22 protein-coding genes are annotated in these 22,366 nt (G+C 70.6%); 11 read left to right on the top strand and 11 right to left on the bottom strand.

Translation table 11 applies throughout. The features are described 5' to 3' along the window. Positions 1-5: 5 nt before the first annotated feature. The 3 genes from NDW01_RS44140 to NDW01_RS40165 form a co-directional block, all read right to left on the bottom strand. Positions 6-950: a carbohydrate ABC transporter permease gene (locus NDW01_RS44140; RefSeq protein WP_252829786.1), complete on the bottom strand. Its 945-nt coding sequence runs from the start codon at positions 948-950 to the stop codon at positions 6-8. Further along, the gene (locus NDW01_RS40170) at positions 947-1,774 is read right to left on the bottom strand and encodes a carbohydrate ABC transporter permease (protein ID WP_252829785.1); all 828 of its coding nucleotides are present in this window, start codon (positions 1,772-1,774) and stop codon (positions 947-949) included. The genes NDW01_RS44140 and NDW01_RS40170 overlap by 4 nt, the downstream gene beginning before the upstream one ends. 139 nt (positions 1,775-1,913) lie before the next feature. Next, entirely contained in the window at positions 1,914-3,302 is a 1,389-nt protein-coding gene (locus tag NDW01_RS40165; protein WP_252829784.1) for a type 2 periplasmic-binding domain-containing protein, read from the bottom strand. 373 nt (positions 3,303-3,675) lie between these two features. Between NDW01_RS40165 and NDW01_RS40160 the strand changes: the two genes are divergently transcribed. From NDW01_RS40160 to NDW01_RS40140, 5 genes are read left to right on the top strand one after another with little or no spacing between them, the layout of a single operon-like run. Then, a complete protein-coding gene (locus NDW01_RS40160; RefSeq protein WP_252829783.1) occupies positions 3,676-4,605 on the top strand; it encodes an STM4015 family protein in 930 nt (309 codons plus the stop codon). Continuing rightward, positions 4,602-5,693, top strand: a complete 1,092-nt coding sequence (locus tag NDW01_RS40155; RefSeq protein WP_252829782.1) for an STM4014 family protein — start codon at positions 4,602-4,604, stop codon at positions 5,691-5,693. The genes NDW01_RS40160 and NDW01_RS40155 overlap by 4 nt, the downstream gene beginning before the upstream one ends. Beyond that, positions 5,681-6,478, top strand: a complete 798-nt coding sequence (locus NDW01_RS40150) for an STM4013/SEN3800 family hydrolase (RefSeq protein ID WP_252829781.1) — start codon at positions 5,681-5,683, stop codon at positions 6,476-6,478. The genes NDW01_RS40155 and NDW01_RS40150 overlap by 13 nt, the downstream gene beginning before the upstream one ends. Beyond that, the gene (locus NDW01_RS40145; RefSeq protein WP_252829780.1) at positions 6,475-7,797 is read left to right on the top strand and encodes an STM4012 family radical SAM protein; all 1,323 of its coding nucleotides are present in this window, start codon (positions 6,475-6,477) and stop codon (positions 7,795-7,797) included. Before NDW01_RS40150 ends, NDW01_RS40145 begins: the two co-directional genes overlap by 4 nt. Beyond that, positions 7,797-8,687 carry an STM4011 family radical SAM protein gene (locus NDW01_RS40140; protein ID WP_252829779.1) on the top strand — a complete coding sequence of 297 codons (891 nt, stop codon included), beginning with the start codon at positions 7,797-7,799 and terminating at the stop codon, positions 8,685-8,687. Before NDW01_RS40145 ends, NDW01_RS40140 begins: the two co-directional genes overlap by 1 nt. On the opposite strand, the gene NDW01_RS40135 is transcribed toward NDW01_RS40140, so the two are convergent. The 3 genes from NDW01_RS40135 to NDW01_RS40125 form a co-directional block, all read right to left on the bottom strand. Beyond that, positions 8,674-9,762, bottom strand: a complete 1,089-nt coding sequence (locus NDW01_RS40135) for a DUF6745 domain-containing protein (RefSeq protein ID WP_252829778.1) — start codon at positions 9,760-9,762, stop codon at positions 8,674-8,676. The two genes, NDW01_RS40140 and NDW01_RS40135, sit on opposite strands and share 14 nt — an antisense overlap. A gap of 19 nt (positions 9,763-9,781) precedes the next feature. After that, positions 9,782-10,108, bottom strand: a complete 327-nt coding sequence (locus NDW01_RS40130) for a hypothetical protein (protein WP_252829777.1) — start codon at positions 10,106-10,108, stop codon at positions 9,782-9,784. Positions 10,109-10,852: 744 nt separating this feature from the next. Continuing rightward, on the bottom strand, positions 10,853-11,344 hold the full coding sequence (locus tag NDW01_RS40125; RefSeq protein ID WP_252829776.1) for a hypothetical protein: 492 nt from the start codon (positions 11,342-11,344) through the stop codon (positions 10,853-10,855). A gap of 4 nt (positions 11,345-11,348) precedes the next feature. Here NDW01_RS40125 and NDW01_RS40120 point away from each other — a divergent pair, with 4 nt between their 5' ends. Next, positions 11,349-11,567: a hypothetical protein gene (locus NDW01_RS40120; RefSeq protein ID WP_252829775.1), complete on the top strand. Its 219-nt coding sequence runs from the start codon at positions 11,349-11,351 to the stop codon at positions 11,565-11,567. Between the two features lie 8 nt (positions 11,568-11,575). Here NDW01_RS40120 and NDW01_RS40115 read toward each other — a convergent pair whose 3' ends face one another. The 3 genes from NDW01_RS40115 to metX are packed head-to-tail and all read right to left on the bottom strand — an operon-like array spanning position 11,576 to position 14,671. Beyond that, a complete protein-coding gene (locus NDW01_RS40115) occupies positions 11,576-12,091 on the bottom strand; it encodes a CoA-binding protein (RefSeq protein WP_252829774.1) in 516 nt (171 codons plus the stop codon). Further along, positions 12,088-13,425, bottom strand: coding sequence for an O-acetylhomoserine aminocarboxypropyltransferase/cysteine synthase family protein (locus tag NDW01_RS40110; protein WP_252829773.1), 1,338 nt, complete (start codon positions 13,423-13,425; stop codon positions 12,088-12,090). The genes NDW01_RS40115 and NDW01_RS40110 overlap by 4 nt, the downstream gene beginning before the upstream one ends. 19 nt (positions 13,426-13,444) lie before the next feature. Further along, a complete protein-coding gene (metX, locus tag NDW01_RS40105) occupies positions 13,445-14,671 on the bottom strand; it encodes a homoserine O-acetyltransferase MetX (RefSeq protein ID WP_252829772.1) in 1,227 nt (408 codons plus the stop codon). 87 nt (positions 14,672-14,758) lie between these two features. On the opposite strand from metX, the gene NDW01_RS40100 reads away from it, so the two are divergent. Together NDW01_RS40100 and NDW01_RS40095 are read left to right on the top strand one after the other, a co-directional pair. Then, complete coding sequence (locus tag NDW01_RS40100) at positions 14,759-15,307, top strand: OsmC family protein (protein ID WP_252785655.1); 549 nt, start codon at positions 14,759-14,761, stop codon at positions 15,305-15,307. Beyond that, a complete protein-coding gene (locus tag NDW01_RS40095; protein WP_252829794.1) occupies positions 15,304-16,557 on the top strand; it encodes an NAD(P)-binding domain-containing protein in 1,254 nt (417 codons plus the stop codon). The genes NDW01_RS40100 and NDW01_RS40095 overlap by 4 nt, the downstream gene beginning before the upstream one ends. A 215-nt stretch (positions 16,558-16,772) precedes the next feature. On the opposite strand, the gene NDW01_RS40090 is transcribed toward NDW01_RS40095, so the two are convergent. Continuing rightward, positions 16,773-17,417 carry a LuxR C-terminal-related transcriptional regulator gene (locus NDW01_RS40090; protein WP_252829771.1) on the bottom strand — a complete coding sequence of 215 codons (645 nt, stop codon included), beginning with the start codon at positions 17,415-17,417 and terminating at the stop codon, positions 16,773-16,775. Beyond that, on the bottom strand, positions 17,405-18,559 hold the full coding sequence (locus NDW01_RS40085; RefSeq protein WP_252829770.1) for a sensor histidine kinase: 1,155 nt from the start codon (positions 18,557-18,559) through the stop codon (positions 17,405-17,407). The genes NDW01_RS40090 and NDW01_RS40085 overlap by 13 nt, the downstream gene beginning before the upstream one ends. Before the next feature lie 112 nt (positions 18,560-18,671). On the opposite strand from NDW01_RS40085, the gene NDW01_RS40080 reads away from it, so the two are divergent. The 3 genes from NDW01_RS40080 (at position 18,672) to NDW01_RS40070 (ending at position 22,324) form a co-directional block, all read left to right on the top strand. Further along, positions 18,672-19,907 (top strand): serine hydrolase domain-containing protein, encoded by a 1,236-nt coding sequence (locus tag NDW01_RS40080; protein WP_252829769.1) that lies wholly within the window; start codon positions 18,672-18,674, stop codon positions 19,905-19,907. Between the two features lie 275 nt (positions 19,908-20,182). After that, entirely contained in the window at positions 20,183-21,451 is a 1,269-nt protein-coding gene (locus tag NDW01_RS40075) for a cytochrome P450 (RefSeq protein WP_252829768.1), read from the top strand. Between the two features lie 126 nt (positions 21,452-21,577). Further along, entirely contained in the window at positions 21,578-22,324 is a 747-nt protein-coding gene (locus NDW01_RS40070) for a DUF1963 domain-containing protein (protein WP_252829767.1), read from the top strand. The last annotated feature ends 42 nt before the right edge of the window (positions 22,325-22,366 follow it).

Below are 22,366 nucleotides of genomic sequence, written 5' to 3'. Positions count from 1 at the left end.
GGGACTCAGCCGGTCATGCTGCCCTGCAGCGCGCCACCGCGGAAATACCTTTCCAGCAGCAGGAACAGGACGATGAGCGGCAGGATCGTGACCAGTCCGCCGGTGATGAGCACCGGGACCATGTTGGCCTTCGTGCCTGTTTCGGCCCCCTGGGACAGGGCCGACAGGCCGACGGTGAGCGGATAGAGGCTGTTCCGGCTGAAGATGACCAGCGGCAGGAAGTAGTTGTTCCAGACGGTCACGACCGTCAACAGCAGGACGGTCACCAGGCCGGGGACGGTCAGCGGCAGCGCGATGCGCACGAAGACGCGTAGTTCGCCCGCACCGTCGAGGCGAGCGGCATCGAGCAGGTCACGGGGGACCGACGCGTCGATGTAGGTCCGCATCAGGTAGATGCCCACCGGCGAGACCATGCTGGGCAGGATCATGCCCCAGATCGAATTGACCAGGCCGACCTTGGCGTACACCAGGAACAGCGGCAGGGAGATCGCGCTGACCGGCACCAGGAGGGTCGACATCACCAGGTAGAAGATGCTGTTGGCGCCGCGGAACCGGTAACGGGAGAAACCGTAGCCGGCCATCGCCGACAGGATCGTCGAGCCGATGCCGGCGATTCCGGCGTAGAGCAGGGTGTTGCCCAGCCATCGCAGGTAGACCCCGGCGCCACTGACGTTCCTGCCGAGGTCGGCCAAATTCTGGAACAGCCGGAACGGCCGGGCGAACCAGAATCCCGGCGTCACGTACACGTTCACCTGCGTCTTGGTGGAGTTGATCAGCAGCCAGACCAGCGGCGCCAGGATGAACAGCGCGAATGCCGCGCTGATGAGCGTCAGGAGTGTGGTGGTCCCCCGCGGGAGACCGTACAGGCGGGGCGAGATTCCGCCGGGGCGCCGGCGCGGTTCTCGCGTCGAGGCGGTCGCCCTCCTCTCCGTGTTCCGCCGCGGGCTCACCGGAACTCCCCGTTGCGCCGGCGCACCGCGAAGGCGGCGAGCGAGAGGACACCGATGAGCAGCGCGAGGATGACCGCCGCCGCCGCACCGAGGTTGTAGTCCCCGCTGCCCACCGCGGTGTTGTACACGAAGAGGGTGGGGGTGAAGCCGAAGGACACCGCCTGCGGCTGGAACGCGGCCAGGATGGACGGCTCGGTGAACAGCTGAAGGGCCCCGACCGTGTTGAGGAACAGCAGCATGATGATCGCGGGGCGCACCATCGGCAGTTTCAGGCGCAGGATGATGGTCGAGAGCCGCGCTCCGTCCGTGATGGCCGCCTCGGTGACCTCCCGGGGAATCGCCTTCAACGACGTGTAGAGGATGGTCATGTTGTAGCCCGTCCATTCCCAGATCACGATGAGAATGATCGTCGGCGTGATCAGTCCGGAGGAGAAGAAGTCGACGTCCCCCAGCCCGACGGCCTTCAGGAGCTGGGGATACGGGCCGAAGTGGGGGAGCAGCAGGAACGACCACATCATCGCCGCGACGACCCCGGGCACCGCGAACGGCATGAAGAACACGGTGCGGAAGAACCTGTCGAACTTGACGACACCGGCATCGAAGATCGCGGCGAAGAAGAACGCGATGGCGATCGTCACCGGGACCTGGATCACTCCGAACAGCAGCACCCGCTGCACGCCGTCCCAGAACTGCGATGAGCTCAGTACGGTGCGGTAATTGGCGAGTCCGGAGTATGTCGTGCCGCCGATCAGCCGGGTCCGGTGGAGGCTGTCGTAGACGGCGTAGACCGTCGGGACGATCATGAACAGGGCGAGCGCCAGCATGTGCGGTGTGATGAACACGGCACCGGGCCACTGGCTCCGCCGTGAGCCGCGGGCCGGCCGGGTCCTGCGCGGCGGAACCACCGGACTCGCCGGTTCGTGGAGAGCGGATGCGCGCTGGGCGGTTTTCACGTGCTGATCCTCAGCCCTCGGTGACCGTGAATCCCTGGTCCTTCGCGTACTTGACCATCTGCTGCTGGTAGGTCCTGAAAGCCTCCGGCAGCGTCTCGGTGCCCTTGCTGACCCCCGCGAAGGTGGAGGTCCACTGGGTCAGCGCCGCGGTCATGATCGGGGGCCACTGCGGGTTCACCATGTTCTGCGCGGCCTTGGCGAAGACCGCGTTCGGTTTGGAATCGCCGGAGATCTCCAGCGTGGAGTCCTGGAACGTGGGGGAGTTCAGCAGCGGGAGATAACCGGGGAACGCGCCGGCGACCTTGCCGCTGAGGATCTTCCACGAGTCCTGCGAGGCGCCGAACCACTGGACGAACTGCGCCGCCTCCTTGGCGTGTTCGGTCCCGGCGATCACGGCGAGCGCCGAGCCTCCCCAGTTGCCCGACAGGTTCTGGCCGGCCGTGACCTGCGGCAGCGGGGCGGCGCGCCAATCACCGATGGTCTTCTTGACGTTGAGCTGCATCCCCACCGGTCCCCAGGCCGGACTGAGACGGGCCGCGTTCACGCCGCTGTCGAGGTTGGACCACTGCGCCGGTGAGAAGTCGGCGGCGGTGGTGACCTCCTTCTTGTCGATCAGTTTCTGCCAGTACTCGGCGAAGGCCGTCTGGGCCGGCCCGGTGAAGTTGATGCCGAGCTTGCGTCCACCGCCGTAGGTGAACGGGAAGGCGTTGTACTGCTGCATCAACGCGAGCACGTCCTGGGTGCTCTCCGGGTCGAAGTTGGTGATCGCCGCCTTCGGGTCCGCGGCGTGCAACTTGTCCGCCGCCGCGGCGAACTCGGTCCAGGTCGCCGGTACCGGGATGCCGTGGCGGCCGAACGCCTTGGAGTTGTAGTAGAGGGCCATCGGGCCGAGATCGACCGGCATCGCGTACTGCGCCGATCCGCGGGTGACCTGGGCCCAGGCCACCGGGGCCACGTCCTTCTTCGCCGCGCCGACGCCGTACTTCGACAGGTCGACGAGACTGTTCGTGATCTCGAAGGACGGCACCTCGAAGTACTCGATCGTGGCCACGTCGGGGGTGCCGCTCTTCGCCTTGAGGGCGTCGCTGAGCTTGACGTACTCGGCGGTCGTGGCGCCGGCGTTCTCCAGCTTCACGCAGATGCCCGGATGCGTCGTGTTGAATTCCTTGACCGCGAGGTCGTAGCCGGCCGGCCATCCCCAGAAGGTCAGCGGTACGGCGCCCGCGGCGCAGCCGGCGCCTGCCGCCTGACCGGTGGCCGATCCCGGTGGCGGGGTGTCCGATCCGCTGCCGCACGCGGTCAGCAGAACCGCCGCCACCGCGGTGGCCGCCAGACCGATCAGCCGCCGTGGGCGCCTCCCGGCGCTACGGAATCCGCCGCCTGCGTAACCCTGCGTCATTCCCATGTCACCTCAGGACTTCGTGGAGCTCGGTGGAGTGTTCAAGGGCCTGTGATACGGCTGCCTGAGAACGCAGCGGCCTTTCGCGACCCGTGCTGCCGGACCGGGACGGGATTTCCGCGCTCCGGCGAAGCAGACCTTGGTTTCGGCGGCTGGTCGACCGCGTTACTGCAACGTTGCAAGACGGTAGCCTGGGCCACTGCATCGTTGCAATAGGTTGCGCAGTACGGTTTGGGGCGTCACTGACGGAATGGTTCCCGGGAGGAACCCCGCCCTCGGGACCGCGGCGAACGGTTTCCGCGCGAACGGACAGCCGAGTGTCTTCCCCCTCTGGTAGATGTGTCGGGTCATCCATGAGGAAAGGTCTCCGGCTGTGTTCATAGACGACCATCTCTCGGAATTCGACGGCCTTCCGGTCGTCGATCTCCTGCTGGCCGAGGAAGCGGGGGAGCCGCTCCCGCCGGCGGCGTCCGCCGCCTGGCGGATCGGCACCGCGTTCGAAGAGGCCGCGTTCGAGGAGGTGTTCGAGCGCTTCCTCGGACAGGTCGACGGCTCCCAGGTGACCGCCCTGGTCATCGGCTACTGGGGCGCCTCGTACGACTCGGGTGAGGTCGACCCGGTGGACCTGCTGGTCGAGGCGGCCGGCCGGCTGCCGAAGCTGCGCGCGCTGTTCCTCGGGGACATCGAGGCGGAGGAGGCGGAGATCTCCTGGATCGAGCAGTCCGACATCACGCCGCTGTTCACGGCGTTCCCCGGCCTGCGGCGTCTGGAGGTGCGCGGCGGCACCGGGCTCGCCATGGACCCGATCAAGAGCGAGGCGCTGACCGTGCTGCGGATGGAGTCGGGCGGCCTGCCCGCGGATGTGGTGCGGGCGGTGGCCGCCAGCGACCTGCCGAACCTCGAACACCTCGACCTCTGGCTCGGCGTCGAGAACTACGGCGGCAACGCCGGCGTGGCCGACCTCGCCCCTGTCCTGAGCGGAGAGCGGCTGCCCGCGCTGCGGCATCTCGGGCTGGAGGACAGCGAGATCCAGGACGAGATCGCGGCGGCGGTCGCGAGCGCGCCCGTCGTGGCCCGGCTGGAGTCGCTGAGCCTGGCGATGGGCATCCTGACGGACGAGGGCGCGGAGGCGTTGCTGTCCGGTCAGCCGCTCACCCACCTGAAGCGGCTCGACCTGCACCATCACTTCCTCAGCGACCGGATGGTCGAACGGGTCCGGGCCGCGCTTCCCGGCGTCGAGGTCGACCTGAGCGAGCAGGAGAAGGCCGAGGACGACGAGCGCTACGTGGCGGTCGACGAGTGACGCCGGAGGCGGCCTTCACCGTGGTCGCCGTTCCGGGCGGCCGGCGGGCGGCGCTGTTCGCCGCCGCCTGCCGCGGCCGTGGCCTGCCCGAGCCGCGTGTCATCGACTGGCGCGACGTGCTGCGGGGGAGCCGGATCCACGTCGAGCCGGGCACGTTCCTGCGCATCGACTCTCCCGGAGAGGACCCGGAAACCGCCGCGCTGCTGCGCGGACCGGGAGATCCCGCGCGCGTCACCGGGTCCGCGCGGTGGTACGCGGCCTTCACCGCCGGACTCCGGCGGATCACGGCCGCCGCCGGCGAGGCGCGGATGCTCGGCGACGCGGGCGAGATCGCGGTGATGTTCGACAAGCGCCGCTGCCACGCGCGTCTCAGCGCGGCGGGCGTGCCGGTGCCGCCGGCGCTGCCGGCCGTACGCGGCTACGACGAACTGCGCGTCCGCATGGCGGAGACCGGCCGGAGCCGGGTGTTCGTCAAGCCGGCGCACGGATCGTCGGCCTCCGGGGTCGTCGCCCTGCAGGTGGCCCCCGGCCGGATCAAGGCGGTCACCTCCGCGGCCCGCGACGCCCACGGAGAGTTCCACAACTCGCTGCGCGTCCGCTCGTACGAGAGCGAGCGCGAGGTCGCGGCGCTCGTCGACGCGCTGGCTCCGGACGGACTGCACGTCGAGGCCTGGCTGCCCAAGGCGTCGATCGGCGGCCGCGTGTTCGACCTGCGCGTGGTGGTGGTCGCGGGGAGCCCGACGCACGCGGTCGTCCGCACCAGCCGCCACCCGATGACGAACCTGCATCTCGGCGGGGCACGCGGGGACCTGCGCGCGGTGCGCGAGCTGCTCGGCGAGTCCGGCTGGCGGCGGGCGATCGAGATCTGCGCGGAGGCGGCGGCGTGCTTCCCCGGCAGCCTCATGGTCGGTGTCGACCTGCTCATCGGCGCCGGCCGCCGGCGTCCGGCGGTGGCGGAGGTCAACGCGTTCGGCGACCTGCTGCCGGGCCTGACCGGCCTGCCGGACGGCCCCGCCGAGGGCCTGGACACCTACGCCGCCCAGGTCGCCGCCGCCCTGACCACGAGGGTTCCGGCATGCGCGACATGAACGCCATCGTGGGCGACCACGATCTGCTGCTGGTCACCCTGGACACGTTGCGGTACGACGTCGCAGTGGAGTCGATGGCGGCCGGACGAACGCCCACCCTGGCGGCGGTGCTGCCGGAGGGCAGGTGGGAGCGACGGCACACGCCGGGCAGCTTCACCTACGCGGCGCACGCGGCCTTCCTCGCGGGATTCCTGCCGACCCCGGCCCGGCCCGGCCCGCATCCACGGCTCTTCGCGGCTCGCTTCGCCAGCAGCGAGACGACGGAGCCCGGCACGTGGGTGTACGACGCCGCGGACCTGCCGGCCGGGCTGGCCCAGGCCGGGTACCACACGGTCTGCATCGGCGGCGTGGGGTTCTTCAACAAGCGCGGCCCGCTCGGCTCGGCCCTGCCCGGCCTGTTCGCCGAGAGCCACTGGGAGCCGGAGTTCGGCGTGACCGACCCGAGGTCGCTGGAGCACCAGATCGCCCGTGCCGAGCGCGTGGTCGCGGGCCTCCCGGCCGACCGGAGGCTCTTCATGCTGGTCAACGTGTCCTCGCTGCACCAGCCGAACTGGTTCTACGCGGCCGGCGCCGAGCGCGGGCAGGACTCGCGGGCCACCCACGCGGCGGCGCTCGAATACGTCGACCGGCACATCGGCGCCCTCTTCGACCTGATGCGCCGTCCCTGCTTCGTCATCATCTGCTCCGACCACGGCACCGCGTACGGCGAGGACGGCCATACGGGCCACCGTTTCGGCCATGAGATCGTGTGGACCGTGCCATACGCGGAGTTCCTGTTGTCATGACCTCGCCGACCACATCCGCGCCCCCGGACCTGACCCGCCCGTACCAGGGATACGTCTACGCGTATCCGCACAAGACGGCTTACCGGCCGCTCACCCCGCGTCCCCGGCTGTCCGACGTCTGGGCGGACGAGCGACGCGACGCGCTGTTCCTCTACCTGCACGTGCCGTTCTGCGAGATGCGCTGCGGCTTCTGCAACCTGTTCACCCGTACGGGCGCGCCCGAGGAGCTGACGACCGCCTACCTGGACGCGCTGGAACGCCAGGCGGACGCCGTAGGCGACGCTCTGGGCAAGGCGACCTTCGCCACCGCCGCGTTCGGCGGCGGCACGCCCACCTATCTGACGGCGGCGGAGCTGGACCGCCTCTGCGACCTCGCCGGGCGCTTCGCGGATCTCACGCGGATCCCGCTCAGCGTCGAGACGTCACCGGCGACCGCGACCACCGACCGGCTGACGGTCCTCGCCGAACGCGGGACCACCCGCGTCTCGATCGGAGTGCAGAGCTTCGTCGACGCCGAGGCCCGCGCCGCGGTACGCCCGCAGAAGCGCGCCGAGGTCGAGTCCGCGCTGGACCGCATCCGCGCCACCGGCTTCGACACGCTCAACATCGACCTGATCTACGGCATCGACGGCCAGACCCCCGAGTCCTGGCTCTCCTCGCTCGACGCGGCGCTGTCCTGGGAACCGGAGGAGCTGTACCTCTACCCGCTGTACGTCCGGCCGCTCACCGGGCTCGGCCGGCAGGGCAGGAGCTGGGACGACCAGCGGCTGGAGCTGTACCGCATCGGCCGCGACCACCTGCTCGGGCTCGGCTACGAGCAGGTGTCGATGCGCATGTTCCGGCGGCCGTCCGCCGGCACGGGCGACGACGGCACCACGTACTGCTGCCAGACCGACGGCATGGTCGGCCTGGGCTGCGGCGCCCGGTCCTACACGACGGAACTGCACTACTCCTTCGAGTACGCCGTCGGGGCGAGCGCCGTGCGCGGCATCATCGACGAGTACGTACGGACCCGCGAGTTCGGAGACGCGCGCGTCGGCTTCGTGCTGGACGACGACGAGCGGCGCCGCCGTCACCTCCTCCAGTCCCTGCTGCAGGCGTCCGGTCTGCGGCGGGCGGACTACCGGCGGCGGTTCGGCACGGACCCGGCCGCCGACTTCGCCGCCGAACTGACGGCCCTGGCGGACCGGGGCTGGCTCGACGATCGGACCGAGGTCATCCGGCTCACGCCGGACGGCCTGGCCTACTCCGACGCGATCGGCCCGGCGCTGTTCTCGCCGAGGGTGCGGACGCTCATGGACGCCTACGAGGCGCGCTGATGGACCACCTGACGATCCTGTACCGCGGCCCCCTCGCGAGCTGCGACTACGACTGCCCGTACTGCCCGTTCGCCAAGCGGCGCGACACCCCGGAACAGCTGCGCGCCGACCGCGCCGCCCTCGAACGCTTCACCGCCTGGGTGGCGGCGCAGTCCCACGGCGTCTCGGTCCTGTTCACGCCCTGGGGCGAGGGACTCGTCCGGTCCTGGTACCGCCGGGCCCTGACCGGGCTCAGCCACCTGCCGCACGTGGAGCGCGTCGCGATCCAGACCAATCTCAGCGCCCGCCTGGACTGGACCGCCGACGCGGACCCGTCCACGCTCGCGCTGTGGGCGACGTACCATCCCGGTCAGGTGCGGTACGAGCGCTTCCTCGGCAGATGCCGCGAACTCACCGAGCGAGGCGTACGGCACAGCGTGGGCATCGTCGGGCTGCCCGACCACCTGCCGCACGCCCGCCGGCTCCGGGCCGACCTGCCGGCGGAGACCTACCTGTGGGTCAACGCCGCCGAGGGGCACGCCTACTCCGACGCCGAGGCCGCCGAGTGGGCCGCCATCGACCCGCTGTTCGGCTACAGCCGGCACCCGCACGCCAGCCGGGGCCTGCCCTGCCGGACCGGGGACAGCGTCATCTCCGTCGACGGTGACGGGACGGTGCGCCGCTGCCACTTCGTCCCGGAGGTCCTCGGCAACCTCTACGACGGCTCGTTCCGCGCCGCGTTGCGCCCCCGGCCCTGCCCGCTGGCGGTCTGCGACTGCCACATCGGCTACGTCCACCTCGAGCCGCTCGGCCTGGACGACGTCTTCGCCGGCGGTGTCCTCGAGCGGATCCCGGCCGGCCCGTGGTGGGCGCCGCACCGCACGGGTGCGGCACCGCTCACGTCTGCCTGACCGGCCGGTAGTCCTGCTCGGTGAGGCCGAACGTCCAGGCCACGCCCTCCCGCGCGGTGCGGGTGCCCGGTGGGACCCGAAGATGGTATGTCCGGCTCGTGCCGTCCGGCTCCGGGGTCGCGTTGACGACCTCCACCATGACGACGGGCTCGTCGCCGGGCAGGTCGATCCGCCAGAGCACGCCGGTCTCGTCGCGGTGGAGCGGCCGCGCGCCGGTCTCCGCGAGGTAGCGGTCGTACCCGAAGTTCTCCAGCATCACCCGGCGCAGCTCGGCGTTCTCCTCCGCCGCGATCCGCTCCGCCGTCAGCCCCGTGAGGGTGCCGATGAAGTCGGCGGGGATCGGCATGCCACGCCAGGCGTGCAGCGCGAAACCGTCCGGGTAGCTCAGCGCGGGACCGTCGCCGCGGTGTAGCCGGCCCGGCTCGTCCCGATGGAGCTCCGACGGACGGTCGCAGACGATCACGAGTCGCTCGTACGGCCACCACCAGCCGGCCGCGCGCGCCGCCTCGGCCGGCCCCGCCAGACCCTCCAGCCCGCCGACCGCGTCGAACAGCGCCAGCCACGGCGCGTCGTGCTGCCCGAGCACCGCGTCGAGGGTCGCCTCCCGCAGCAGCGCCTCGGCCTCGCCGGTCGCCAGCTCGCCGAGCCCCCGGCGGATCCGGATGACCAGCCCGTCGACCTGCCGCCAGAGGTCACCGCCGGTGCGCGCCCACGCCGCCGACCACTCCTGCGCGCTCAGCCCGGCCCGGGCCGCGGTCCGCGCCGCCTCCCACGGCCGGGTGCGCACGGCGTCACGCACCGAACGCCCGGCATCCGCGGTGCCCAACGCGGCACCGACCCGATCCACCTGATCGCCCAGGCCGCCCTGCCGCAATGTCTCCGCATGCCCCGGATCGTCCAGCAGCACGGCCGCGACCGCGCCGAAGGCGGGCGACGGCGCCCAGACGAAGCGCTCCGGACCGGTCAGCCCGGCCGCGGCGTACGCCGCGCGGATGCCCGCCTCGGCACGCTCCCGATCGGCCGGACCGGTGGCGAAGGCCACCGACCGCCAGTCCCGCGTCACCAGCGTGTTCATGGGAACCTTCCTGACCTGCTCAGTCGGCGACGGGACGCACCGCGCCGGGTATGTACTCGCGCTGGCGGACGACCCGGAACCAGCCCTTGGGCAGCGCGATCGCCGCATGCTCCTCGTGGACGAGTCGGCCCCCGGACGGCAGGTGCAGATAGTCCGGGCGCATCGGGTCGGGGTCGCGCAGCAGCGCGCCGGGCGCGACGACCGCGTGCGCGTGCCCCGTCACCTCGCCGAGCGCGAGGACCAGCCGCCCGCGGCCGTCGCGCTCCGCCGGCGGCAGCGCCTGCGCCTCGGCGGGAACGGCGTCGTCGGGCACGGGCACGATGAGAAGGTCTCCCTGTCGGAACATGCCGCGAACGTACCGACCGCCACCGACATTCCGTCCCCCTGCTCCGGGACGCCGAGCGGCCGGTTGCGCCGCGCGACTTCCGGATACGCGATCAGAGGAACCATGCTGAACGGTGTTTCGGGTGAGTCCGGAATGAGAATCGGGCTCAGCTTCGCGACCGGTAATGGAATAGATACACCGTAGGGCTACCGCTCCCCGGATGAGGCTGGGAACATGACTGTTCCAACGGGGCATGTCGCCGCGTAGAGCGAGTACGGGGGCGTGGACGGTCATGAGCACGAGTGGCAAAGGGCCGGAGAAAAGCGCCTTAGAGCGCTTCTTCGAACTCGGTCCGGCATGGATATCCGCCATCGGTGCCGCTTTGGTGGCGCTGACGGGCGCAGGATTCTTCGCCGGTCATGCGACGGCGGACAAAGCGGGGCCGCAGCCGACCGTCACGGTGACCGAGACGAAGGCGGCCGGCGGAGTGAGGCCGTCTCAGCAGCCCGATGGCGGCGACACTCCCTCGACGGCGAACGGTGCCCGGCTGGGCGCCTACGACTTCACGATGCCGGCCGGGGTCGGTGCTCCCCTCGGCCCCGCGGCACCGGGGCAGGACCAGCTCGTACAAGGCGAGAGCGGGGACCTCTGGGAGGGCGCCGAGGGCCAGGGGTTCGGAGCCGGTAGCGGTAACAGGCTCTTCCAGCTCTCCGGCGGAAGCACTCCTACGTATCAGGCGTGCAGGACCACCAACAGGCTCGCCGATCAAGTGAAGAGTACGCCCGGCACCGCCTTCTGTATCAGCGCGACAGGAAGAATGATCGGCCTCAAGGTTCTGGACGCGAGTGCAACGCAGCCGTTCTGGGTCAAGCTGCGCGTAACAGTGTGGCAGAACACAACTCCATGATCCCTGAACCCGATCGCTTCGGACGTGCCATGCGAACGAATGTCGGGGCGGTCGACGCGAAATGATGGGCCGATGCAAGGGGAGGGCGGCATGGATATTCGGCCGTCGGTGGTGGCGGTTTTCATGATCAGCATGATGACGATACTTTCCGGGTGCGGTGGATCGGCGGGAAAACCCACCTCACCGACCAGCGCCGGCACATCGACCAGTACGGGAACGGGTGCTGGATCCACAACGGCTGCCGATCCCTCGACCGCGGCGGCGAGCCCGTCGGCGTCCACCTCCTCCGTGCGCCCGGGAGCCGGCGGTGCGTCTGTGGCGGCGTTCTGCGCCGATGCCGCGAAGTCCATGGCCGTGGACTCCAACGACGACAATCCCTTGTCGGCCTCCCGGCAATTGGCGATCTGGAAGAGGATGACCGGCGAGGCCCCGGCCGACATCAGCTCAGACGTCGCCACCGTGTACGCCGGCCTGGAGAACAGCCTCCGGCAGCACAGACCCTTCGATCTCACCGGCTACGGCACCAGCTATGTGACGATCCTGCACTGGGTGGGCGGACATTGCCGCCCCTGACGATTCGACTACTGGAGCCCTGCGCGGACTGACGTGATGCGCTGCGTGTTGAAGCCGAGCCAGTGCATCCGGCCTGCGTAGCGCGCATGCTCGATCTTGAGACAGCGATCCATGACCACCGTCACGCCGCCGTCCTCGGCGATCCGCGCGCCCTCCTCGTTGACCACGCCGAACTGGCACCAGAGGGCCCCGGCGCCGATCGCCACGGCCTCCCGCGCGATCGCCGGCAGTGCGTCCGGCGCGCGGAAGACGTTCACGACGTCCACCGGCACGGGAACGTCGGACAGGCACGCGTAGCACGTCTCTCCGAGGATCCGCGTCTCGCGGGGATTCACGGGGATCACACGGTAGCCGTGTCGCTTGAGGTAGTAGCCGACGAAGTGGCTGGCCCGCAGCTCGTTGCCCGAAAGGCCCACGACGGCGATCGTCCTGGCCGTGTGGAGGATGCGCTGGATCGCCGAGGCGTCCTGGTACCGCGCGAGATCGATGCCGTGCTCGTCGGTTTCCTCGCTTCGCCCGGTCATGCCGTCGCCCCCTTCTCTCCCGCCGCCGCGGCGGCATGCGCGAAGCCCTGTTCCAGGTCCCAGATCAGGTCGTCGACGGACTCGGTGCCGACCGACAGGCGCACCGTGCCCGGCCCGACGCCGGCGGCGCGCAACTCGTCGTCGCCGAGCTGCCGGTGCGTCGTGCTGGCGGGGTGGATGACCAGGCTCTTGGCGTCCCCGACGTTCGCCAGGTGGGACCAGAGGGTCAAGGCGCGGATGAGGGCCGTCCCGCCGGCTCGGCCGCCGGCGCAGTCGAACGAGAAGACCGCGCCGGCGCCGCGCGGCAGGTACTTGTCCACGAGCGGCCGGTACCGGCTCGCCGGCAGACCGGGATACGTCACGTTCGACGCCAGCGGGTGCGACTCCAGGAACGCCGCGACCGCCCGGGCGTTCTCGACGTGGCGGTCCATCCGCAGCGACAGCGTCTCGAGGCCCTGCAGGAACAGGAAGGCGTTGAACGGCGAGAGGGCCGCACCGAGATCGCGCAGCGTCTCGGCCCGGAGCTTCATCAGGTAGCCGTACGTCCCGAACGTCTCGTGGAACCGCAGGCCGTGGTAGGCCGGTGACGGGTCCGCGACCACGGGGAAGCGGCCGTTGGACCAGTCGAACGTTCCGGCCTCGACGACGACGCCGCCGATGCTCGTGCCGTGGCCGCCGATGAACTTGGTCGCCGAGTGGATCACGATGTCGGCGCCCCACTCGATCGGGCGGCACAGGTACGGCGTCGCGAACGTGTTGTCCACGATGAGCGGCAGGTCGTGCTCGTGCGCGACCGCCGCCACGGTCGCGATGTCGAGTACGTTCCCGGCGGGGTTGCCGATGGTCTCACCGAAGAACGCCTTCGTGTTCGGGCGGACCGCCTGGCGCCAGGCGTCCGGGTCGTCGGGATCGACCCACGTCAGCTCCACGCTCATCTTGCGCAGCAGGTGCTTGAGCTGGTTCACCGTGCCGCCGTAGAGCGCCGACGACGAGACGACGTGGTCGCCCGGCTCGAGCAGCGTGAAGAGCGCGGCGGCCTGCGCGGCGATGCCGCTGGCGAACGCCACCGCGCCGCAGCCGCCTTCGAGGTTGGCCACGCGCTCCTCGAACACCGCGACGGTCGGGTTCATGATGCGCGAGTAGGTGTTCCCGTACTCCTGCAGGTTGAAGTACGCCGCCGCGGACTCGGGATCCTCGAACACGTAGCTGGACGTCTGGAAGATCGGCACCGCACGCGCGCCCGTGTTCGGGTCGGGCCGTTGCCCGGCATGCAGCTGCCGTGTCTCGAACCCGAACGCGCGGGCCTCTTCGGCGGGGGGAGGGTTGTCGGTCACGAAGGTCTCTTCCTCGACGTCATCCGGCCCCGCCGTGGGCCGGACGGGGGTCACTCAGGAACCGGCGGATGATGGGTGTCTGCCGCGCCTCTTCCAGCAGGAAGCAGTCGTGGCCGTACGGTGCGTCGATCACGTGGCACTCGACCGGCTTGCCGAGGGCCAGGAGCGCCTCCTCGATCTCCCTCGACGCGGACGGCGGGTACAGCCAGTCGGAGCTGAACGCGATCAGCAGCGTCCGTGCCGAGACGCCCTGGAGCGCCCGCTCGAGCGATCCGCCGCCGTACTGGCGCGCGAGGTCGAAGTAGGTCAGCGCGCGCGAGGTGTAGAGGTAGGTGTTGGCATCGAAGCGCTTGACGAACGAGCCGGCCTGGTGGCGCAGGTAGCTCTCGACCGCGAACTCCGCGTCCGTGATCGTGTAGCGGAGGTCATCGGCGTACTGCAGCCGCCGGCCGAACTTGTCCTCCAGCGCCGGTGCGGACAGGTACGTCACGTGGCCGACCATCCGCGCCACGCCCATCCCGGCGTCGGGCGCGCGGCCCGTTCCGTGGTACCGGCCGCCCTGCCAGGCCGGGTCGCGCATGATCGCCTCACGCGCGATCGCGTTCCAGGCGACCCCCTGCGGGTGCAGCGCGTGCGTGCTGGCGATCACCACGACGGCGTCGACCTGGTCGGGGAACAGGATCGCCCATTCGAGGGCCTGCATGCCGCCGAGCGAGCCTCCGGCCACCGCCGCGAGCCGCTCGATGCCGAGTGCGTCGAGGAACGCCCGCTGGGTGCGCACCATGTCCGCGACGGTGATGACGGGGAAGTCCGGCCCGTACGGCCGGCCCGTCGCCGGGTCCACGGACGACGGCCCCGTCGTCCCGCCGCATCCGCCGAGCAGGTTCGTGGCGACGACGAAGAAGCGATCGGTGTCGAACGCCTTGCCGGGGCCGATCATCCCGTCCCACCAGCCGAGGCCCTTCACGTCCGGCCCGTCGCGATCCTCGGCTCCGAACCCGTCGCGTGTGCTCTTCTCGGACGGCGCCTTCGCGAGGCCCGCCGCGTGGGCGTCACCGCTGAGCGCGTGGCACACCAGGATGACGTTGTCGCGCTCGGGGGACAGGACGCCGTAGGTCTCGTACGCCACGCGGACCGGGTGCAGCTCACGCCCGCAGTCGAGTCGCACCGGCTCCGGGAGATCGAGATACCGCGTCTCGACCGTGCCGGCCGACCCGGCGGCGAGCACGGAAACCGAATTCGTCACAGGGGCTATGGTGCCCGTCACTGTCGGTGTATTGTCAAGCGAACCCATCGGGAATGTGAGTAATTCGACGAGAGGGCATCATCCGACATGACCACGGTCGCTAACGGAGTCAACGTGCAGGCGCTGCTCGAGGCGCGCGACGCGCTGAAGGGAGCTCCCGAGGCTGCGCAGTTCACCTGGCGGGCCTCCTCCAAGTGGCAGGACGGCGTCCACAGCACCACGACGGTCCGCGACTTCTTCGGCCTCGGACAGGAACAGAGCCACAAGACCGAGTCGGTGTTCGAGGCCGACCACCCCGCGGTCTTCGCGGCCGAGGACAACGGCATCACGCCGATCGAGTACCTCCTCGTCGGCCTGGCGGCCTGCCTGACGGCGGGCGTGGCGTCCGTCGCGCAGAACCGCGGCATCCAGCTCCGCTCGGTCGAGTCGACGGTCGAGGGCAGGCACGACATTCGCGGCATCCTCGGCGCCGACAGCGACGTCCGCAACGGCTTCACCGACGTCAAGGTGACGTTCACCATCGACGCGGACGCCTCGCGGCAGGAGATCGAAGCGCTGGTGGCCCAGTCCCAGAAGCGCTCCGCGGTGTTCGACGCTCTGACGAACCCCACGGACGTCACCGTCGACGTCGCCTGAGGGGCCCCGCCATCGAACGCGTCACAACCGTCGTCATCGGCGCGGGGCACGCGGGCCTCGCCGCGAGCCACTTCCTCGGCGAAAGGTCGATCGACCACGTCGTGCTGGAGCGCGGCGAGGTCGCGAACTCCTGGCGGCACGAACGCTGGGACTCTCTGCGGCTCCTCACGCCCAACTGGCAGAGCCGCCTGCCGGGCCACCACTACGAGGGCCCGGACCCCGACGGCTACCTGACGATGGCGGAGGTCACCGAGTTCATCGAGCGGTTCGCGAAGGTCACCGGCGCTCCCGTACGGACCGGCGCGAACGTCACGTCGCTGCGGCGCACCGACGACGGGTACGACGTGACGACCGGCCGTGGCGAGATCCGCTGCCGGACGGTCGTCATCGCGAGCGGCGCCTGCAACCGGCCGGCGGTGCCGCACCTCGCCGCCGCAGTGCCGGCGTCCGTCCGGCAGCTGACGCCGTTCGACTACCGCGGCCCCTCCGAACTGCCCGACGGCGGCGTGCTCGTCGTGGGGGCCTCGGCGACCGGCGTGCAGCTGGCGGCGGAGCTGCGCCGGTCGGGCCGGCCGGTGACCATCGCGGTGGGGGAGCAGGTACGGATGCCGCGCACGTACCGCGGCCGCGACGTGCTGTGGTGGATGGACGCCTCCGGTCTGTGGGATCAGCGGTACGACGAGGTCGACGACCTCGAGCGGGCCCGGCGGCTCCCCTCTCCTCAGCTCGTCGGAACTCCCGAGCGGACGACGCTCGACATCAACGCGCTCACCGCGATGGGAGTCGAACCGGTGGGTCGCTGGGCGGCCGTACGCGACGGCCGCGCGCTGTTCTCCGGCGGCCTGCGCAACGTGTTCGCGCTCGCGGACCTCAAACTGGAACGCCTGCTGGACACGTTCGACGAGTGGGTGCGCAGGGCCGGGCGCGACGCCGACGTCGCTCCTCCCGAGCGCCTCCCGCCCACACGGGTGCCCGCCTCGACGCGATTGCAGCTCGACCTGCGGAGGGGCGAGATCGCCACGATCGTGTGGGCGACCGGTTTCCGGCCCGACTACGGATGGCTCGACGTGCCCGTGCTCGACGAGAAGGGCCGGCTGCGCCACGAGGGCGGCGTGGTCGACAGCCCGGGACTGTACGCGCTGGGGCTGCCCGTGCTGCGACGGCGCAAGTCCACCTTCATCTACGGCATCGAGGACGACGCCCGCGAGGTCATCGACCACCTCGCGGAATACCTGTCCGCCCGCCGGTAACGGCACCGCCCCGGCGGGTTCGCGTCGCGACCGGCGCGGCCCGCCGTACGATCCTTTCCTCCGGGCCGGGGATGTGCGGGCGATCCTTCAGTCTGTCGTTCTACATAGGTCATCCCGGGAACCCTTGTCGCGAAAAGGTGAGTAAGCCGAATCTGTCATCCGGGGTGTGCCTGACGATCGACCGCTGTGGTCGGCTTCCCTGCGGGTGCCGGGGCTCATTGGCGGCTGAGATAGGTGAGGACGGCGAGGACGCGGCGGTGGCCGCTGTCGGCAGGCGAGAGGCCGAGCTTGGCGAAGATGTTGCCGATGTGCTTGTGCACGGCGTTCTCGGTGATCACGAGCCGGGCCGCGATGGTGGCGTTGTCCTTTCCTTCGGCCATCAGGGCGAGCACTTCGCGTTCGCGCGGTGTGAGGTCGGCGATCGGGTCGTGGGCGTGCCGGGTGAGGAGCTGCGCGATCACCTCGGGGTCCATGACCGTGCCGCCGTCGGCGACCCGGCGCAGGGCGTCGACGAACTCGCCCACCCGGCTCACCCGGTCCTTGAGGAGATAGCCGACGCCGCCGCGCTTGTCGGAGATCAGCTCGCCGGCGTACTGCTGCTCGACGTACTGGGAGAGGACGAGCACCGGCAGGCCGGGGTACCGGCGGCGGGCATGGAGGGCGGCGTGGATGCCCTCGTCGCGGAAGGTCGGCGGCAGCCGTACGTCGACGATGGTGACGTCGGGCCGGTGTTCGGCGACGGCACTGATGAAGGCGGGGGCGTCCTGGGCGATCGCGGCGACGTCGAAGCCCCTGGCGGTCAGCAGGAGTTCCAGCCCGCTGGAGAGCAGGACGTTGTCCTCGGCGATCACGATCCGCACGGCAGGCTCACGGTGATCACGGTCGGGCCGCCGGTGGGGCTGTGAACGTGCACGGTGCCGTCGAGCGCCAGAACGCGGTGGCGGATCCCGGCGAGGCCGGTGCCCAGCGTCTCGTCGGCGCCGCCGATCCCGTCGTCGCTGACCCCGATCGACAGCCGGTCGCCGGCGCGTACGGCGCGGACGGTGGTCCGGGCGGCCTGGCTGTGCTTGGCGGCGTTGGTGAGCGCCTCGGCGATGGTGAAGTAGGCCACGGCCTCGACCGCGGCGGGGACCGTGCCGAGGTCGCCGATGTCGAGGGTGGTGTCGATCGCCGACCGGGCCCCCAGGGCGGTCAGCGCCCCGACGAGTCCGCGATCGGCGAGGATCGGCGGGTAGATCGTCCGGATCACCTCGCGCAACTCCGCCATGGCCTCCTCGGTGTTCTCATGCGCTTCGCGCAGGAACCTGCCCACCAGCTCGGGATCCTCGCCGAGCGACTCACGGGCCGCGCCCAGCCGCATCGCGATGGCCACCAGCCGGGCCTGGGTGCCGTCGTGCAGGTCGCGTTCGATCCGGCGGAGTTCCGCGCCGTGGGCGTTCATGGCGCCGGCCCGCGTCTCGGTCAGCGTCTCCACCCGCCGCGCCAACCGGTCCGCGGCCGAGGGGGACAGCAACGCGACGCAGACGCGGGCGTGCAGGCGCGCCAGCGGTGGAACAAGCCCGTACGTCAGGGCGGCGAAGATGACGAACTGCCCGGTTCCCAGGGTCAGTGCCGTGCCCCACCCGGTCAGGGGGACACCGGCGGCGAAGCCGCCCGCACGGGTGCCGGCCGGCAACGCCCACCACAAGGGCACCGTGACGGCCGTGGCCACGGCGTTGCCCGCGCACACCACCGCGACGAGCCCGAACGCCAGACCCGTCACGATGTACGTGCCCAGCCACCCGAGAACCCGCCACGCACCGGCACGGACGGGTCCGGAATGCGGACGGCCCAGCAGCCGGTCGGCGCGGCGACGATGCCAGGACGCCCAGGCGCGGGCCATCGCCGGGACGATGAGTACGGGCGACGCGAGCAGGGCGACCGCGGCGGTGAACAGGCTCACCAGCAGATAGGCCAGACCGCGCCACATCGCCGGAAGCCGACCGGCCCCAGGGGAGTTCATCCGCACAGTCTGAGCCACGGTGAGCGGGCCGGGCACTACAGCCCACTACCCCTTTTTCTCACTGGAGCGCTGTATCGTCCGCTTCCCCCGGCCAGACCTAGCGTCGACGCCCATGACGAGCTCAGCGATTCACCCACCGCGGCGGCGCGGCCGATCCGCCCGGCGGAACCTGGCCCTGGCCGCCATCGTGGCCGGAGCCCTCTCCACCGGTTGGATGCCCGGCGCGAGCGCGGCCCCACAGCACGGCGACCGGATCGAGCTCCGGCGCGACGCCGACGCGATCACCGCACTCGGCGTGACCGGGGTGCAGGCCCGCCTGCACACCCCTGACGGCCGGGACCTGACCGCCGGCAGCGGCGTCGCCGACCTGACGACCCGGCGGCCGGTCTCTCCGGACGGCTACCTCCGGATCGCCAGCGTCACCAAGACGTTCGTCGCCACCGTGATCCTGCAACTGGCCGGCGAGGGCAGGCTCTCCCCGGACGACACGGTCGAGCGATGGCTGCCCGGCGTGGTGTCCGGAAACGGCAACGACGGCCGCGCGATCACCATCCGTAACCTGCTCCAGCACACCAGCGGCATCCACGACGACTATCCCGACTACACCTCGGCGGAGGACTTCTACCAGCACCGGTACGACACCTACACCGCCGAGCAGATCGTCGCGCGGGCGATGCGCCACCGGCCGGACTTCCGGCCCGGGACGGACTGGAGTTACTCCAACACCGGGTACGTCCTGCTCGGCATGGTCATCCAGCGGGTCACCGGGCACCCGTGGCATGAGGAGGTACGGGACCGGATCGTCCGGCCGCTCGGTCTCCGTCACACGTTCTGGCCGGGCGCGTCACCCACGCTGCCCCGGCCCCACGCCGAGACCTACCAGCGGTTCGAGACCGGTGGACCGCTCGTGGACGTCACCGAGCAGGTCGGCCTGGCCGGCAACGGAGAGGCCGGGCTCGTCTCGACCACCGCGGATCTCGACCGGTTCTTCCGCGCCCTGCTGGGCGGCCGCCTCCTGCCCCCGGCGCAACTGGCGCAGATGAAGCAGGCCGTTCCCGTGGGCGAGAAGTTCGAGCCGCTCATGCCGGGCGCCCGCAACGGGCTGGGGATCTTCTCCCGCCCGCTGTCGTGCGGCGGCATGTACTGGGGCCACGAAGGCGGCGACTCCGGCTGGATCACCGCCACCGGCGTCACCGCCGACGGCCGGCGCGGCGTCACAGTTTCCCTGTCGGGCGCGAACGCCGAATCGGCGGACCACGTCCTCCGCATCGAAGCGGCCGAGAGCAGGCTGGTCGACGATGCTCTGTGTGCGACCTCGAACGCCGGCCGTACGAGTCGGCGGATGTAGGCATGCCTATTTCGCTGACCGTAGATTGACGGGTATTTGACTGCGCATTACCGTGATTTGTGTCCCGCTCCAGGCGGAGGGAGGTGTGCAGTGGCCAAGCAGGCGTCCCCGCTCAGTCGTGTGATTCACAAGATCGCGCGCACGGTGGGCATCAAGGAGCACCCAGCCAGTTACGCCTGGGTTTAGGTCGAGTGTCCGGCGCCTCCCGCTTTCCTGCTCCCAGCGGGAGGCGCCGATCGGGTGAACGACGGGTACGCTGGGGGACTGGTTGATCAATGACTGCCGATATCAGCAGGACCGCGCGGAATACCGATGAGATACCCGCCCTAGACATCGACCGCGCCAGCGCGGTGCATTCTTATAAGGCCGATCGGCTCGGGTTCTTCTATGCGGTGGCCCGCCGGTACGGGCCGGTGGTGCGGCTCTGGCCGGGCACCATTCTGGTGACAGGGCCTGAGGAGGTGCACGCCGTACTCCGGAACACGAACCGAACGAACTACTTGGATCGTGACCTGAGGCGGAAGAAGCCCACGGCGACACCGGGTTCCGCGCGGCTCAACGCGTGGATGTCCACTCGAAGGACGGCCATCGTCGGCATGACCGCCGAGATGATCGAGGAACACGCGCGCTGGCTGGCCGGGACAGCCGGGCAACTGTCCGAGCGAATGCTTCAGCGGGGCCGCATCGACGATCTGATGGCGACTCTCGCGGGGGTCACCTCGGCGTCGGTCGCCCGGTTCTGCTTCGGAACCCGGGCCGCCTCCGCCATTCCGGAGACGGCACAGGCGATGCTGGACGCCCTATTCCCGATCGTCGCTAGCCCGTATGATTTCCCGGAGTGGGTAAAGCTGGTCCAGCGCCGGGAGTGGCGCGCGAGCAGGCGGGCCCGGAAGATGCGCGCCGCGCTGCTGGAAACGGCGAAGAGCGACGGCGAGGGCGGGCTCGTCGACGTGCTCTACGGCGGTGGTCTCGACGATGCCGCCGTGGTCGACGCACTGACCTCGATACTCCTGGCCGCGCACGGAGTCCCGGCGGCGGCGACGGCGTGGGTGCTCGTCGAGTTGGCGCGTCACGGGGATCAGCAGGAGACGGCGAGAGCCGCAGCGGATCGGTGGGTCGGCTCCGGACCGGAGCCACCGGAGCTTGGCTGGGCCGTCGACGAGACGCTGCGGCTATGGCCGGCGAGCTGGGTCGCGGGACGGGCGGTGAGCGAGGACGCCGCCTGCGGTTCGTGGACGTTGCCGCCGGGATCGCGCGTTGTCATCCCCTTCTGGGTCACGCACCGGGTCGCCGAGTGCTATCCCGATCCGGAGCGGTTCGATATCCGAAGGTGGGAGCAGTTCTCGCCGCCGCCGGGCGCGTACGTGCCTTTCGGTGCCGGCCCACGACGGTGCCTCGGAGCGCGCTTCGCCCGCACCGAGATGATCACAATAATCGCGGTTCTTCTGCAACGGCTGAGGTTCCGCATCGAGGGTGAAGTGCGGACCGACGCCCGGGCCACCCTCACCCCAACCGGGTTCGAGCTCCTGGTCGATCCGCGCTGAGAACGCGTTCGAGACGCCGTTCTTCACCGAGCGCAGACGACGGGATCAGCGGGACCGCGTGACGGGACGACCGGCTTCGCGGGAAAGGCGCGTGCCCGTCGCCGGCATCCTGCAGAATGCTCCGCCATGGAGCTACGACAGGCGTTTCGTGCGGCGGCGGCTGAGGAGGGGCTGCCGGACGAGGCGATCACGTGGTGGCTGCGCCTGGCGCGTCCCCGGTTCGAGCTGTCCCGCGCGGGAGACGGCCCGGTGGCCGGCCGTTTCGGTGGCAGGCCGGCGCTGCCGGAGGGAGTGGAATGGCCGCCCGGCACGGCCTGTGTCGCCACCGTCGACCTCGCCGCGATTCCCGCGGGGAGCCGCGATCTGGACCTCCCACGGGACGGGAGCCTGGTGTTCTTCGCCGAGCCGGAGATCGTGCCGGAGCACTGCGCGGTCGTCCACGTGCCGGCCGGTGTCCCGGTCGTCGAACGCGACGTGCCGGAGGGCAGGTACGCGCCGGTCTATGACCCTCTTCCGCTGCACGGCAGGGCGGGGTGGTCCCTTCCGGTGGAACGCTCGGAGAGCGCGATCGAGCTCGGTCCGCACGTCCACGACGAGGAACTGATCGCGGAGGTCGTCATCGGCCTCGGGTCCGACGCCGATCTCCAGCTCGTGATCGGCGGCTACGCCGACGAGAGCACCAGCGGCGTGGGCAACCCGGTGGACGCGCCCACGGAGGAGAGCCTTCTCGCCCAGCTGTACCTGACCGACGACCTCGTCGGCCACGACTTCGGCGGAAGCCCTCTCTGCCTCGTGTCCTTCGTGATGACCCACACGGACCTGGCCGCCGGCCGGTTCGACCAGGCCCGGTTCTTCTCCGACTTCAACGGGTGACCCTGCCACGGGGCCGCCGGCATGGAGTGCCGGCGGCCCCGG

The organism is Actinoallomurus soli, from assembly GCF_024055715.1.
GTDB lineage: Bacteria > Actinomycetota > Actinomycetes > Streptosporangiales > Streptosporangiaceae > Actinoallomurus > Actinoallomurus soli.
The sequence above is the reverse complement of the archived record's forward strand: the minus strand, read 5'-3'. Positions and strand labels throughout refer to the sequence as shown.

Excerpts from the sequence above, each read along its gene's own strand:
- NDW01_RS40115 (WP_252829774.1), bottom strand. The coding sequence starts at position 12,091 with ATGACCGGGCGAAGCGAGGAAACCGACGAGCACGGCATCGATCTCGCG.
- NDW01_RS40140 (WP_252829779.1), top strand. The coding sequence starts at position 7,797 with ATGGACCACCTGACGATCCTGTACCGCGGCCCCCTCGCGAGCTGCGAC.
- NDW01_RS40070 (WP_252829767.1), top strand. The coding sequence starts at position 21,578 with ATGGAGCTACGACAGGCGTTTCGTGCGGCGGCGGCTGAGGAGGGGCTG.
- NDW01_RS40170 (WP_252829785.1), bottom strand. The coding sequence starts at position 1,774 with ATGCTGGCGCTCGCCCTGTTCATGATCGTCCCGACGGTCTACGCCGTC.
- NDW01_RS40080 (WP_252829769.1), top strand. The coding sequence starts at position 18,672 with ATGACGAGCTCAGCGATTCACCCACCGCGGCGGCGCGGCCGATCCGCC.
- NDW01_RS40135 (WP_252829778.1), bottom strand. The coding sequence starts at position 9,762 with ATGAACACGCTGGTGACGCGGGACTGGCGGTCGGTGGCCTTCGCCACC.
- NDW01_RS40145 (WP_252829780.1), top strand. The coding sequence starts at position 6,475 with ATGACCTCGCCGACCACATCCGCGCCCCCGGACCTGACCCGCCCGTAC.
- NDW01_RS40075 (WP_252829768.1), top strand. The coding sequence starts at position 20,183 with ATGACTGCCGATATCAGCAGGACCGCGCGGAATACCGATGAGATACCC.
- NDW01_RS40125 (WP_252829776.1), bottom strand. The coding sequence starts at position 11,344 with ATGGACTTCGCGGCATCGGCGCAGAACGCCGCCACAGACGCACCGCCG.
- NDW01_RS40085 (WP_252829770.1), bottom strand. The coding sequence starts at position 18,559 with ATGAACTCCCCTGGGGCCGGTCGGCTTCCGGCGATGTGGCGCGGTCTG.
- NDW01_RS40150 (WP_252829781.1), top strand. The coding sequence starts at position 5,681 with ATGCGCGACATGAACGCCATCGTGGGCGACCACGATCTGCTGCTGGTC.
- NDW01_RS40100 (WP_252785655.1), top strand. The coding sequence starts at position 14,759 with ATGACCACGGTCGCTAACGGAGTCAACGTGCAGGCGCTGCTCGAGGCG.
- NDW01_RS40130 (WP_252829777.1), bottom strand. The coding sequence starts at position 10,108 with ATGTTCCGACAGGGAGACCTTCTCATCGTGCCCGTGCCCGACGACGCC.
- NDW01_RS40165 (WP_252829784.1), bottom strand. The coding sequence starts at position 3,302 with ATGACGCAGGGTTACGCAGGCGGCGGATTCCGTAGCGCCGGGAGGCGC.